The sequence below is a fragment of the Pseudidiomarina donghaiensis genome, from assembly GCF_900116895.1.
In the GTDB taxonomy this organism is placed as follows: Bacteria; Pseudomonadota; Gammaproteobacteria; order Enterobacterales; family Alteromonadaceae; genus Pseudidiomarina; species Pseudidiomarina donghaiensis.
The window spans coordinates 111,277-124,980 of sequence record NZ_FPCF01000005.1 but is presented as its reverse complement, the minus strand read 5'-3'; the positions used below and the strand labels follow the sequence as shown (position 1 = coordinate 124,980).

Genomic DNA, 13,704 nt, shown 5'->3' with positions numbered 1-13,704 from the left:
CAGCCATTGCCAACTACTCCTCGCTTTGCTATGCCAAAATCAGGGCTTAAAACTTAAGCCCTGGTGCTAATTTATCTGGCATGGCAACATGCTCTGCCTCAACCGATGCCACCGGGTAAGCACAGTAATCAGCCGCATAATAGGCACTTGCACGGTGGTTACCACTGGCACCAATACCACCAAACGGCGCCGCACTGCTGGCTCCAGTAATTGGTTTGTTCCAGTTCACAATACCGGCGCGAATGCGCTTGAAGAAGTATCGATAGGTTTCTTCACTGTCACACAAAATACCGGCAGATAAACCATACTTAGTATTGTTCGCTTCGGTAATTGCCGCGTCAAAATCGCTATAGCGATACACTTTCAACAAAGGCCCAAAGTGCTCAATATCAGGCATTTCTTCCACGTTAGTTACATCAATAATGCCTGGCGTCACAAAGCCTAAGTTGTGGTCTTTCTGCAGCATTTTCAGCAAAACTTTAGCGCCTGCATCAACCAAGTCATTTTGCGCTTTCACCATGTCAGAAGCTGCTTTAGCAGAGATCATAGCCCCCATAAACGGCTGCGGATCTGCCTCGTAGTCACCCACCTGAATGTTCTCGGTCACTTCGATTAAACGCTTCAACAGAGCGTCGCCTTTTGCACCTTGTTCAATAAACAAACGGCGTGCACAGGTACAGCGCTGGCCTGAGGTAATAAATGCTGATTGCACAATGTCATGCACTGCAGCGTCAATGTCAGCCACGTCTTTGACGACCAATGGGTTGTTTCCGCCCATTTCCAGCGCCAAAATTTTATCTGGACGCCCAGCAAATAACTTATGCAGCACATGGCCGGTGCCCGACGAGCCAGTAAAAAATAAACCATCAATTTGGGGGTGAGCAGATAAGGCTTTACCGGTATCAACCAAGCCTTGTACTAGGTTAATCACACCTTTTGGCAAACCGGCTTGTTGCCATAGTTTTATGGTAAACTCTGCCACTTTCGGGGTCATTTCGCTGGGCTTGAACACCACGGTATTCCCTGCCAACAACGACGGCACGATGTGTCCATTCGGGAGGTGCCCAGGAAAGTTGTATGGCCCATACACCGCAACCACGCCATGAGGCTTGTGACGAATAAAAGCTTTGCCGCCTGGCATTGGGTTTTCAACAGTTCCGGTACGCTCTTGATAAGCGCGCTCAGAAATAGCGACCTTACCAATCATAGCGCCAACTTCGGTGAGTGTTTCCCAAATTGGTTTGCCCGTTTCTTCCGCAATAATATGGGCAAATTTTTGTTTGTTTTCTTCCAATAATGCAGCGAAGCGCTTACAAATGGCTAATCGCTCTTCAAACTCAAGGTCTGCCCACGGCACAAAAGCTTCACGAGCGGCGCTCACAGCTTCGTCCACTTGTGCTTCGGTCGCTGCTTTGCCTTCCCAAACCACTTCGTTACGAGCGGGATCGATTGACTTAAATAAGTCACCTTCTCCGGCAATCCACGTGCCGTTAATAAATAAATTCTGGTCTGCCATTAGTTTGCTCCTGTCAATGTGACAAATCGAACGTAGTCGCCTTCTTGCACCTGCAGTGCTTGCGCGGCTTCGGCATCAATAACTACATGATCTGAATAGACGTTTAACGTGCGTTGAATAGCGCGGAAGTTAGCCACTTGGGTGTTGCATACAATGTAACGCGCCTTGGTGTTATCGGTGCTGCCAATTTTTACTGGCAGCTTTTGACTGTCGCGAACACTTTTAATGTTGGCCACTTCAACTTCAACCGTGGGCCCGGCATCAAAAATATCCACATAACCGCGGCAGCGGAAACCTTCACTTTCTAACATTTTCAACGCTGGCCGGGTATTCTCGTGCACCTTGCCAATCACCGCCTGCGCTTCTGGCGGTAATAATTTAACGTAAATAGGCAACTGCGGCATCAGCTCAGCAACAAAGGTTTTTTCGCCAATACCGGTTAAATAATCTGCTTGGGTAAAATCCATTGAGAAAAAGTGTTGCTGCAACCAGCCCCAAAATGGCGACTCGCCGTTCTCGTCTGAAACACCACGCATTTCGGCAATCGCTATTTTACTAAAGCGATGACGAAATTCGGCCATAAAGAGCATGCGAAAGCGCGACAATACGCGGCCGTTCATGTTTTTGCGGAATGGCTCACGTAAGAATAATGTGCACAGTTCGCTGACACCGGTGTAGTCGTTACACAAAGTGAGTGTTTCTAGCGCGTTATAGATATCGAGCTCTTTTGAGTGGTGTATTATTTTACCCAAACGGTAGTGGTAAAAGGCGTCGGTTAGCCCGACAGCGGCTTCGATGCCGCTGCAGCCTACAACTTCACCGGTGTCCGTATCTTCCATGACAAACAAGTAACCTTCTTCGCCAGGTTCACTCACCTGTTCGCGCGCGAAGGCTTCTTGCGCGCGCGCAATTCGACGACGCAACAAGGTTTCATCCACCGGCAATGAGGTAAAACCATGGCCTGACTCTACTGCACAAGTGTAAAGCGCCGCATAGTCCTGCGGCGTAATCGGACGTACCACTAGCATATAAGGTCTCCGCGTTCCTTTTTCTTAGCCCAAGTTAGCTAGAATTAACCAACTAATTTAGCTACGGCACGCTCAAATCGCTCTAAACCTTCCGCAATGTCTTGCTCAGGAATAATCAACGACGGCGTAAAGCGAATCACACTTGGGCCTGCAACAAGAACCATGGTGCCTTCTTCCGCAGCGGCATTGAGAAAGTCGCGCGCTTTACCGTCGAATTTATCGTTTAATTCCGCGCCGATAAGCAGACCTTTGCCGCGAATATCTTTGAAAATGTCATACTTTTCGTTAATTTCGGCTAGCTTCGCCTTAAATAACTGCTCACGTTTTTGCACGCCGGTTAGCACGTCATCAGTGTTCACCACATCAAAAACTGCTTCGGCAACGGCACAAGCTAGCGGGTTACCGCCATAGGTGCTGCCGTGTGTACCAGGTTTGAGGTGCTGAGCGATTTCTGTCGTGGTTAGCATAGCGCCGATTGGGAAACCGCCACCTAAAGCTTTTGCCGTTGACAAGATGTCTGGGTTCACACCAAGCTGCTGGTACGCATATAAACTGCCCGTACGACCAAAACCAGTTTGCACTTCGTCAAAAATTAATAGCGCGTTGTATTTATCACACAATGCACGTACGCCCTTCACGAACTCCGCATCGGGGCTAATCACGCCGCCTTCGCCTTGCAATGGCTCCATCATTACGGCACAAGTTTGCTCAGACATTAACTTCTCAAGTGCGGCTAAGTCGTTGTAGTCAACGTGCTGCACGGCGCCTGGCTTAGGGCCAAAACCGTCTGAGTAAGCCGGCTGCCCACCCACAGTCACGGTAAAGAAAGTACGACCGTGGAAGCCTTTGTTAAACGCGATAATTTGGTTTTTCTCGGCACCGAATTTATCCAACGCCCAGCGGCGCGCTAATTTCAATGCGGCCTCGTTTGCTTCAGCGCCTGAGTTGGCAAAATACACCCGTTCGGCAAAGGTCGCGTCGGTCAATTTTTTTGCCAACCGAATGGCTGGCTCGTTGGTGAATACGTTGCTTAAATGCCAAAGCTTATTGCCTTGCTCAGTTAAGGCTTTCACCATAGCTGGGTGACAATGGCCCAAGCAGTTCACGGCAATACCGCCAGCGAAGTCTACATATTCTTTGCCTTCTTGATCCCACACACGCGAGCCTTCGCCTTTCACCGGAATCATTTTTGCAGGGTTATAGTTAGGCACCATAACGTCGTCGAATAAGGCGCGATTCACGTTAATTTCTGTAGTCATAAGATTCCCTCGTTGTATAAACGTGGATGACTCATGGAGTCATCGGTGAACTATTTTGTGTACATATTATCGCAGAAAAAAGCATCGCTGTCGTGCTCGCGACGTAGAAAAAACGGGGGATTACGGTAACTTAACTGGATTTGCACAAGGCGTGCATAAGTATTCAATTCTGGTGGTTTTATGCTGAATAGGTAAGCGTTAAAAATTTTTCAAAAACGTCATGCCCATACTCACTTTCAATCGCTTCTGGGTGGTATTGCACCCCCCAAATAGGCAAATCGCGATGATGCACCGCCATAATTTCCCGTTCACCCTCAGCATTAGTCACCCACGCATCAACAATCAATGTTTCCGGAATGGAGTCGGCAGCTAACAGCAGAGAATGATAGCGGGCCACCCGAAAGCTTTGCGGTAGGTTTGCAAATAGCCCCTGACGACTCGTTTCTAACAGAGAGGTTTTACCGTGCATAACCTGCTTGGCCCGCACCACATGGGCGCCGAACACTTGGCCTATGGCCTGGTGCCCCAAGCACACACCAAGAATCGGTACCTTACCAGCAAAGGTGCGAATTGCTTCTAAGGTAATACCCGCTTCATTCGGCGTGCAAGGCCCAGGCGATATGACAATGCCTGTTAACGGCAGGGCACGCATTTGATCAATCGTTATTTGATCGTTGCGCACCACGTCTATTTCCGCACCAAGCTCGCGAAAATAGCGAGCTACATTGTGGGTAAAGGAGTCATAGTTGTCGATGAGTAACAACATAAATTATGGGCGCGGTACAAACCCAATCACGTCGTACACCTTGCGCAACGTTTGTGCAGCATGCTCACTGGCAGCGTCCGCACCTTTGGCCATCACTTGGTTTAAGTAATCACGATTGTTTCGCAATTCGTGATAGCGCTGTTGCACAGGTTCTAACATGGCAACCACTGCCGCGGCCGTATCACCCTTTAAATGGCCGTACATTTTGTCTTCATAGTCTGGCACTAAGTCGGCAATAGTACGCCCGGTGGCCGCAGACAGAATAGACAATAGATTCGATACGCCGGGTTTTTCTTCGGTATCAAAATAAATTCGCGCTTGCTCGTCTGAGTCGGTCACTGCGCGTTTTAACTTTTTGGTGATCACTTTCGGGTCTTCTAACAACCCAATAAAGTTATTGACGTTATCGTCCGATTTCGACATTTTTTTGGTCGGGTCTTGCAGACTCATCACGCGTGCACCCACTTCCGGAATAAACGGGTCTGGAATAGTGAATACATCGCCATAAATATTGTTGAATCGAGTTGCCACGTCGCGCGCCAGTTCAAGATGCTGCTTCTGGTCGTTGCCTACCGGGACTTCGTTCGCTTGATACAACAAAATATCGGCAGCCATGAGTGCTGGGTAGGTAAACAAACCGGCATTAATATTGTTGGCATGACGGTCAGACTTATCTTTGAACTGGGTCATGCGGTTCAACTCGCCCATTTGAGTGTAGCAATTCAAAATCCAAGCGAGTTGCGCGTGCTCTGGCACATGAGACTGCACAAAAATAACGCTTTTTTCTGGGTCTAAACCACAGGCCATATAAAGTGCTAAACCGTCGAGGGTTGCCTCTCGCAATGCTACTGGGTCTTGGCGTACTGTAATCGCGTGCAAATCAACCAGCATAAACCGACAGTCGTGAGTGTCTTGCATGTTTACCCATTGGCGCAAAGCACCAATGTAGTTGCCAATAGAAAGTTGTCCTGATGGCTGACAGCCACTTAATACAATGGGTTTACTCATGGTTGTTGGGTCCGTTTTTTACGACACAGACGCAAGCTGTTCGCGCATATCGCGAATCACTTTTGCGTAATCAGGTTGGTTAAAAATCGCAGATCCTGCGACAAACATATCGGCGCCAGCTGCGGCAATTTCCGCAATATTATCGACTTTGACACCGCCGTCAATTTCTAAACGAATATCACGACCACTGGCATCGACAAGCTGTCGTGCTTGGCGCAGTTTATCCAGCGTGGCTGGAATAAATGACTGGCCGCCAAAGCCAGGGTTCACCGACATCAACAAAATGACATCGACTTTATCCAGCACATAATCTAAGTAATGCAGTGGCGTTGCTGGGTTAAACACCAAGCCAGCTTGGCAGCCAGCGTCTTTAATTTGTTGTAGTGACCGGTCGATATGAGTCGAAGCTTCTGGATGAAAGGTAATGATGGACGCGCCAGCTTTGGCGAAGTCATCAATCATACGGTCCACCGGCTGAACCATTAAATGCACATCAATTGGCGCGGCAATGCCGTAATCCCGTAAAGCTTTGCACACCATTGGGCCGATGGTTAGGTTCGGCACAAAATGGTTGTCCATCACATCAAAGTGAACGACATCGGCGCCCGCTTCTAACACATTTTCGACTTCTTCGCCTAATCGCGCAAAGTCGGCTGAAAGTATCGATGGAGCAATAAGAAAATCGCGCATAATGTCCTCGCCGGTCACAAAGTTGCCATAGTGTACCAAAGGTGGCGCAACCCTTGCCACGCTTATGCTGAATTAAGCTTCAAAAAATAAACGAATAGAGTTGGCAGATTGGTCTATTTCTTGCTATTTTAGTAGCTCAATTATTAGGCGGAGGTTATCCATGAAACTGTCACTCATGTCAGTAATGGTTGCAACAGGCTTTGTGCTCATCAGCGCAACGTCCGCTTATGCATGGCAAAATGACCAAGCAAAAACCGTCAGTGAGTGCGAAGCGCTCATGAAAAACAGTGAACACGTTGAGGCGCAATCTATCTGCCAAGCTCCTGAGCAAAGTGTGACATGGGGCGGTTGGTTCAGTGGTAAGAGCCGCTCAACCCAATTTCACTTCCTCGACTTATTTGAACTGCTCTTTGCTAGCGGTGAGTCAAACCAACGCGACTATAACCGCCCAATAAGCGGTTAAGGCCATGTCCGAACACAAGCCCGAACAACAACCGCAAAAGCCTCGTTTCTGGGATATCGTTGTTAGTGTTCTAGCAGCACTTTTTGGCGTGCAATCGGATAAAAATCGCCAACGCGACTTCAACCACGGTAATCCCGCGGTTTATGTCGCCATTGGCGCTGTGTTTGTCATTCTTTTCGTACTTACGCTAGTGCTCGTGGTTAACTGGGTTGTTCCAGGCTAACAATACCACTGTGGCGCAGCAGCGCATCCACACTTGGCTCACGCCCCCGAAACTCTTTAAATAGCTCCATCGCATCACGCGAACCACCACGCTCTAATATGGCTCGAAGAAAGTCCTGCCCGGTATCACGATTGAAAATGCCCTCTTCTTCAAAGCGCGAATAGGCGTCTGCCGACAATACTTCGGCCCACTTGTAACTGTAGTAACCTGCCGCATAACCGCCAGCAAAAATATGCCCAAAGCCATGTTGAAAACGGTTATACGCTGGTGGCATACGTACCGCAACCCGCTCACGAACCGCATCAAGCGTTTGCTGAATAGTGTCGCCATCCACTGGGTTGTAGTCACGGTGTATGCGCAAATCGAACAGGCTAAACTCCAACTGCCGAACCATTTGCATGGCCGACTGAAAGTTGCGCGCAGCAAGCATGTTATCAAGCAGCTCTTGTGGCAAGGGTTCACCGGTTTCATAGTGACCAGAAATCATCGCTAATGCTTCCGGTTCCCAGCACCAGTTTTCTAGAAACTGCGACGGCAGTTCAACCGCATCCCAAGCCACGCCGTTAATACCTGACACGCCAGCCACATCTACTTTGGTGAGCATATGGTGCAACCCATGACCAAATTCATGGAACAAGGTCAGCACTTCATCATGGGTAAACAGCGCCGGCTTACCGCCGACAGGCTTATTAAAATTACAGGTCAAATAGGCCACCGGTAACTGCAATTGGTGTTGTGCGGTAATTCGACGCACCGCGCATTCAGCCATCCATGCGCCGCCGCGTTTACCCGTGCGTGCATACAAATCAAGGAAGAAACTACCACGTACATCGCCGTTGTTATCAGTAATGACAAAGTAACGTACCTGAGGATGCCAGGTCTCCACATTTTCGTGCTCTTCAATGCGCAAGCCAAACAACGTCTGCACCACGTTAAATAAGCCACTAACAACCTGCTGCTCAGGAAAATATGGACGTAGTTGTTCATCAGAAATCGCATAACGCTGTTGTTTTAGCTTTTCGCTGTAATAGGCAACGTCCCAGGCTTCTAGGTGTGTGACACCAAAGTTTTGCTGCGCAAAATCAAGCACTTCTTGGTAGTCTTGGCGAGCTTGTGGTAGCGAGCGCTGCGCTAAGTCCAGCAAAAACTGCTCCACCTGTGCCGGCGATTCCGCCATTTTGGTCGCCAAGCTAAGTTCGGCATAATTGTCAAACTCAAGCAGCTGCGCTAGTTCATGGCGCAGCGCCAAGGTTTCCGCCATGATGGCACTGTTGTCATATTGGCCAGCCTGAGGCCCTTGATCAGACGCCCGAGTGCAGAAGGCGTCATACATCACTCGGCGTAACTCTTGATTATCGGCGTAAGTCATAACCGGCAAATAACTCGGAAAATCTAAGCCAAAACGCCAGCCTTGTTGCTGATGTTCTTCGGCAGCAGCTTTGGCTGCGGCAAGCGCACTCTCAGGCAAGCCCGCTAACTCGGCTTCTTCGGTCACTAAATAGTGCCAGCCGTCAGTTGCATCCAATAAGTGATTACTAAACTGCGAAGACAACTCAGATAGTTTGGTCTGAATTTCAGCGTACCGCTGTTTCTTCTCAGGAGGCAGAGCAATACCCGACAATTCAAAGTCACGTAGCGTGTCGGTAACCACCTTACGCTGTGCTTCCGTTAAATTGGCAAAGTTGTCACTGCCGTGTAACGCTTTAAACCCTTGATACAAGCCTTCATGCTGGCCAACAAAGGTGCCGTAATCTGACAATAGCGGCAAACACTGGTCATGGGCAGCGCGTAAGTCGGCTGAGCTAACCACCGCGTTTAAATGCGATACTGGCGACCAGCTGCGCTCCAAGAGGTCGTCAACCTGCTCCAACGGCTCAACCAACCCTTCCCAACTAAAATCGCCCGCAGCAACCACCTGCTCGATGGTTTGTTTACAATCGGCAATTCGTTGCGTTATCGCTTCGACTATGTGCTCAGGTTGTATGGCAGAAAATGGCGGTAAATGGTAATCACTGAGCAAAGGGTTTTGACTCATACAACTTCCTCTTGAATAATGCGCATATACACGAAGTAAGCGCGAAGTAAGCGCGATGTAAGCGCGAACTGAACAATGACTTAATTGACGCTCAATTCGCACTCTCAATTCTGCTTTAATTATGGGTCTTGTTCGCTTTTTTCAAGGCACAACACGACCTAACAACAGGGAACTATTATGACAACACACACCGCAAGTTGGTTGCGTCATACGGCACTAGGCATAGCAACCGCTGTATTGATATCAGGTTGTAGCACACTTCCTGGCGCCAGTGAACCAGCGCCAGTAACATCTGCAGACGAATCGCATATTAATCTCGACGCGTTGTATGCTGAAGGCAAATATAACGCTCGTGGCGTAGGCCCAACCCGCTGGTTAGCTGATGGTAGTGGCTATACGGTGTTAGAAAGTGCGGCAAATGGTGGTCACGACTTAGTGCGTTATCATCCAGAAACCCAACAACGCACCGTGTTAGTCAAGGCCGATGAGGTTCGCCCTTCAGCCAATGAAGAGCCCCTGCATATTGCCGATTACAGCTGGTCTGAAGACGGGGATAAGTTACTCATATTCACCAACACCAAGCGCTCGTGGCGTACCCACACCCTAGGTGACTATTGGGTATTTGATCTCAACAGCAAGCGCCTACAAAAACTGGGCGGCCAAGCTGAACCCTCTACCTTGCAATTTGCCAAGTTTGACTCACAAGGCAATCGTGTTGCCTACGTGATGAAAAACAACATTTACGTGGAAGAGCTTGCAAATTCACGCATTACTCAGCTTACGCAAGACGGCAACGACACCATCGTCAATGGTACTTTTGACTGGGTGAACGAAGAAGAGTTTTTCTTACGCGATGGTTTTCGCTGGAGCCCTGACGGTAAGTCTATTGCTTATTGGCAGCTAGACACCGAAGGCACCCCGTTGTTTACCATGATTAACAACACCGACGCGCTATACCCAACGTTAAAACAGTTTCCGTACCCAAAAGTCGGTGAAACCAATGCAGCAATGCGTATTGGCGTCATGCCCGCAAGCGGCGGTAAAACCACTTGGATGAAGGTACCTGGCGACGCCCGCCAACATTATTTAGTGCGTATGCAGTGGGCGGGGAATAGTCAGCAGCTACTCATTCAACAATTAACCCGCTCGCAAGCGGTCAATAAGGCGTTTCTGGCCAACGCTAAATCAGGCGCCGTACGTGAACTTTTGCAAGAAACCACCGACAGCTGGGCTGAATATGTTGACGACGTACAGTTTATTGACCAAGGCCAAGCATTTACTTGGTTAAGCGAGCGCAGCGGCTTCCGCCACATTTATGTGGTGCAACGCGACACTGGGCGACTAAGCACCATCACCCGCGGTAACTGGGACGTCATTGAAGTACTACAAATTAATCCAAAAACCGGTTGGGTGTACTTTATTGCCTCACCAGAAACCCCACTTGAGCGCTATTTGTTCCGCGCTAGCTTAGACGGCAGTGGCAAGCTTGAACGCTTAACGCCAGACCAGCCTGGCACGCACAGCTATCAGCTTTCTGCAGACGCGAAATACGCCGTGCATACTTTTACCGACGTGAACACCATGCCGGTGGTGGACATGATTAGCCTGCCCGATCACCAAAGCATTCGGGTTATTAAAGACAACAACCAAGCACAAGATGCATTTGATAAGCTCAAACGCGGCGTGTTTGAATTTTTTCAAGTTGAAGCACGCGATGGCTTAAAGCTTGATGGTTTTTTGATGAAACCTGCCGACTTTGATCCCAACAAAAAATACCCCATTGTATTTTATGTTTATGGCGAGCCGTGGGGGCAAACCGTCAGCAACAGCTGGGGCGGTGAACGTTTTATGTTTCACAACTACTTAACCCAACAAGGTTATCTTGTTGCCTCCGTGGATAACCGTGGAACACGCTCACCCCGAGGCTTTGAATGGCGCCGTTCAATTTATAAAAACCTCGGTGTTGTTACCGTGCGCGACCAATACGATGCGCTGCAAGCCATGCTCGATCGCTGGGCATTTATTGATGCCAATCGTGTGGGTATTTGGGGCCATAGTGGCGGCGGTTCGCAAACCTTAAATGCGCTGTTCCGCTACCCAGACGCTTACCATGTGGGTATGGCGTTAGCACCAGTTCCTGATTTGACCTTGTACGACACCATTTACCAAGAACGTTATTCAGGCTTGCTACCCGAGTCAGCAGAAAGTTACCGCGAAACCTCGGCCATTACCCATGCCCAAAATTTACAGGGCGACTTGTTGCTGGTGCACGGCACCGGCGATGACAATGTGCATTTTCAAGGCTCAGAACGCTTAGTGAATGAATTGGTAAAACATGGCAAGCAATTTGATTATTTTGCTTACCCTAATCGCACCCATGGTATTACCGAAGGCGAAGGCACAACGCAACACTTACGAACCATGATGGTTGAATTTTTAAAGCAAAACTTACCGGCGAACTAAGCTCTTTGAGTTACACTTGGTAATCTAAGTAATCCGCGTTAAGCACGGTAATGCCGTGCTTGCGCAACCACACTTCCGCATCTTGAAAGTTTGGCGAATGCCGCTCAACTAACTGCCAAAACGCTCTGCTATGGTTAAACTCGCGCAAATGACACAGCTCATGAATAACCACGTTGCGCACTACCCATTCTGGCGCTATCCAGAGTTTCCACGTGAATTTTAATTCGCCCTGACGCGTACAGTGCCCCCATTTGCTACGAAAATCGCCCACCGACCAACCACTTGGGTTCAAGCCATGCTGCTCGGGCCACTGCGCAAAGAATTCATCAAGCCAAACGTGCGCCTGCTGTTTATACCAAGCCACAATCGACAGCCGTGGCTCTCGGTCGGCATGACTACGCGGCGTCATGGTAGCGATAAGCTGTGCGCCTTGGCGCGTTACCTGCTTACGGCTAGCATGCTCGACCACTAACTGCAGCGGCTCACTTAACCAACGCAGGCGCTCTCCGGTTTGCCACTGCCGACGCTGCAACCGACCTAATTGTTGCTGCTGCCGCGACAAGTGACGCTCCACCCATTCACGCTTCTGCTCTACAAACTGCAGAATGGTCTGTTCGCTCATGTGCCACGGCGCCTGCACCACCAGCTCTCCGTGTTGCACTTTTAAGGCTAAATGACGCCGCCGTTTGCTGCGATTAATGGTATAGCTTGAGGTCATAAATTAAGGTCATCGATTAAGGTCATCGTTTTTTTCGGCTCATTTTTGGTCACTTACCGCTCGGGTTGCATTGCACCGCGTGGCAATTTCGGCGATCATAGTCATCTTTATGGACTTAATTCAACACGCTAGCATGTCTTAGGAGTAAAGCACATGACTCGACATTACGATTACCTGGCAATCGGCGCCGGCAGTGGCGGCATTGCATCAGCTAACCGCGCGGCCATTCGTGGCGCTAAAGCCGCTGTTATTGAAGCAAAAGCGGTTGGTGGAACCTGCGTTAATGTTGGTTGCGTACCGAAAAAAGTCATGTGGTATGGCGCTCATATTGCTGAAGCAATTAAATACAGCTCGGCTTACGGCTTTAACGTTGAACAAAAAGGCTTTGACTGGGCCACGCTAGTGAAAAACCGCGAAGCCTATATTGAGCGCATTCATGGGGGCTACAAACGTGGCTTTGAAAGCAACGGTGTCGAATACATTGAAGGCTTTGCCCGCTTTGTTGACGCCAACACCGTCGAAGTGAACGGCGAGCACATTACCGCTGACCACATTACCATTGCTGTGGGTGGTCGAGCGATGATTCCTGACGTCCCTGGTGCCGAATATGGCATTGACTCAGATGGCTTCTTTGCAATGAATGAGCGCCCTAACAAAGCTGTTGTGGTTGGTGCTGGTTATATTGCGGTAGAAATTGCTGGGGTATTACACGCCCTTGGCAGTGAGGCGCACCTGCTGGTTCGTGGCGACCGCCCGCTGCGTTACTTCGACCATGATATTACTGACGCCCTGCTTGAGCGCTTAAAACAAGACGGCCCAGAGCTACACACGGGTTGTATTATTGATCGCGTTGAAAAACAGGACGACGGCTTACTCAGTGTCTATTGTGAAAATGGTCAGGTTATTGAAGGTATCGATTGTTTAGTTTGGGCCATTGGTCGTGAGCCAGCAACGGATAAAATTAACTTAGCAGCAGCTGGTGTGCAGGCTGATGCGCATGGATTTGTTCGTACCGACAAATACCAAAACACCAATGTAAAAGGCATTTATGCGGTTGGCGACATTACCGGTGAAGCACAGTTAACGCCGGTTGCTATCAAAGCAGGCCGTTTACTTGCTGAGCGTTTGTTCAACAAAGACATGCCAGACGCGCACATGGACTACAGCTTAATACCGACCATTGTATTTAGTCATCCAACCATTGGTACTGTGGGCTTAACGGAAGCTGAAGCACGTGAAGTGCACGGCGATGCTGTTAAAGTCTATAAGTCTCAATTTGCAGCCATGTATAACGCAGTTACACCACATCGCGCGCTCAGCACCTTTAAGTTAGTGTGCGCGGGCCCAGAAGAGCGCGTCATTGGTTTGCATGGTATTGGCGAAGGCATGGATGAAATTTTACAAGGCTTTGCGGTCGCCATGAAAATGGGCGCAACCAAAGCTGACTTTGATGCCACAGTGGCACTGCACCCAACGAGTGCAGAAGAGTTTGTCACCTTGCGATAACCACGACAGGCGTGCGGCTTAACCCCGCA

General features: G+C 49.2%; 12 protein-coding genes. 4 read left to right on the top strand and 8 right to left on the bottom strand.

Annotated elements, in window-relative coordinates:
• Positions 1-46 precede the first annotated feature (46 nt).
• The 6 genes from astD to rpe form a co-directional block, all read right to left on the bottom strand.
• Positions 47-1,516 (bottom strand): succinylglutamate-semialdehyde dehydrogenase, encoded by a 1,470-nt coding sequence (gene astD / locus BM334_RS09605; protein WP_092841184.1) that lies wholly within the window; start codon positions 1,514-1,516, stop codon positions 47-49.
• On the bottom strand, positions 1,516-2,544 hold the full coding sequence (gene astA / locus BM334_RS09600) for an arginine N-succinyltransferase (RefSeq protein WP_092841182.1): 1,029 nt from the start codon (positions 2,542-2,544) through the stop codon (positions 1,516-1,518). The genes astD and astA overlap by 1 nt, the downstream gene beginning before the upstream one ends.
• Before the next feature lie 44 nt (positions 2,545-2,588).
• The gene (locus BM334_RS09595; protein ID WP_092841264.1) at positions 2,589-3,791 is read right to left on the bottom strand and encodes an aspartate aminotransferase family protein; all 1,203 of its coding nucleotides are present in this window, start codon (positions 3,789-3,791) and stop codon (positions 2,589-2,591) included.
• Positions 3,792-3,981: 190 nt separating this feature from the next.
• Positions 3,982-4,569 (bottom strand): anthranilate synthase component II, encoded by a 588-nt coding sequence (locus BM334_RS09590; RefSeq protein ID WP_092841180.1) that lies wholly within the window; start codon positions 4,567-4,569, stop codon positions 3,982-3,984.
• 3 nt (positions 4,570-4,572) lie between these two features.
• Positions 4,573-5,577, bottom strand: a complete 1,005-nt coding sequence (gene trpS, locus BM334_RS09585) for a tryptophan--tRNA ligase (RefSeq protein ID WP_092841177.1) — start codon at positions 5,575-5,577, stop codon at positions 4,573-4,575.
• Positions 5,578-5,595: 18 nt separating this feature from the next.
• The gene (gene rpe / locus BM334_RS09580; RefSeq protein WP_092841262.1) at positions 5,596-6,267 is read right to left on the bottom strand and encodes a ribulose-phosphate 3-epimerase; all 672 of its coding nucleotides are present in this window, start codon (positions 6,265-6,267) and stop codon (positions 5,596-5,598) included.
• A gap of 160 nt (positions 6,268-6,427) precedes the next feature.
• Between rpe and BM334_RS09575 the strand changes: the two genes are divergently transcribed.
• Both BM334_RS09575 and BM334_RS09570 read left to right on the top strand, forming a co-directional pair.
• Positions 6,428-6,730, top strand: coding sequence for a hypothetical protein (locus BM334_RS09575; RefSeq protein ID WP_092841175.1), 303 nt, complete (start codon positions 6,428-6,430; stop codon positions 6,728-6,730).
• 4 nt (positions 6,731-6,734) lie between these two features.
• Positions 6,735-6,953, top strand: coding sequence for a DUF2970 domain-containing protein (locus BM334_RS09570; RefSeq protein WP_092841173.1), 219 nt, complete (start codon positions 6,735-6,737; stop codon positions 6,951-6,953).
• On the opposite strand, the gene prlC is transcribed toward BM334_RS09570, so the two are convergent.
• Positions 6,931-8,988: an oligopeptidase A gene (gene prlC, locus BM334_RS09565; protein WP_092841171.1), complete on the bottom strand. Its 2,058-nt coding sequence runs from the start codon at positions 8,986-8,988 to the stop codon at positions 6,931-6,933. The genes BM334_RS09570 and prlC overlap by 23 nt on opposite strands.
• Before the next feature lie 177 nt (positions 8,989-9,165).
• Between prlC and BM334_RS09560 the strand changes: the two genes are divergently transcribed.
• Positions 9,166-11,451 carry a S9 family peptidase gene (locus BM334_RS09560; protein ID WP_092841169.1) on the top strand — a complete coding sequence of 762 codons (2,286 nt, stop codon included), beginning with the start codon at positions 9,166-9,168 and terminating at the stop codon, positions 11,449-11,451.
• A gap of 10 nt (positions 11,452-11,461) precedes the next feature.
• Here BM334_RS09560 and BM334_RS09555 read toward each other — a convergent pair whose 3' ends face one another.
• Entirely contained in the window at positions 11,462-12,169 is a 708-nt protein-coding gene (locus tag BM334_RS09555) for a M48 family metallopeptidase (RefSeq protein ID WP_092841166.1), read from the bottom strand.
• Positions 12,170-12,322: 153 nt separating this feature from the next.
• On the opposite strand from BM334_RS09555, the gene gorA reads away from it, so the two are divergent.
• Entirely contained in the window at positions 12,323-13,675 is a 1,353-nt protein-coding gene (gene gorA, locus BM334_RS09550; RefSeq protein ID WP_092841164.1) for a glutathione-disulfide reductase, read from the top strand.
• Positions 13,676-13,704 lie beyond the last annotated feature (29 nt).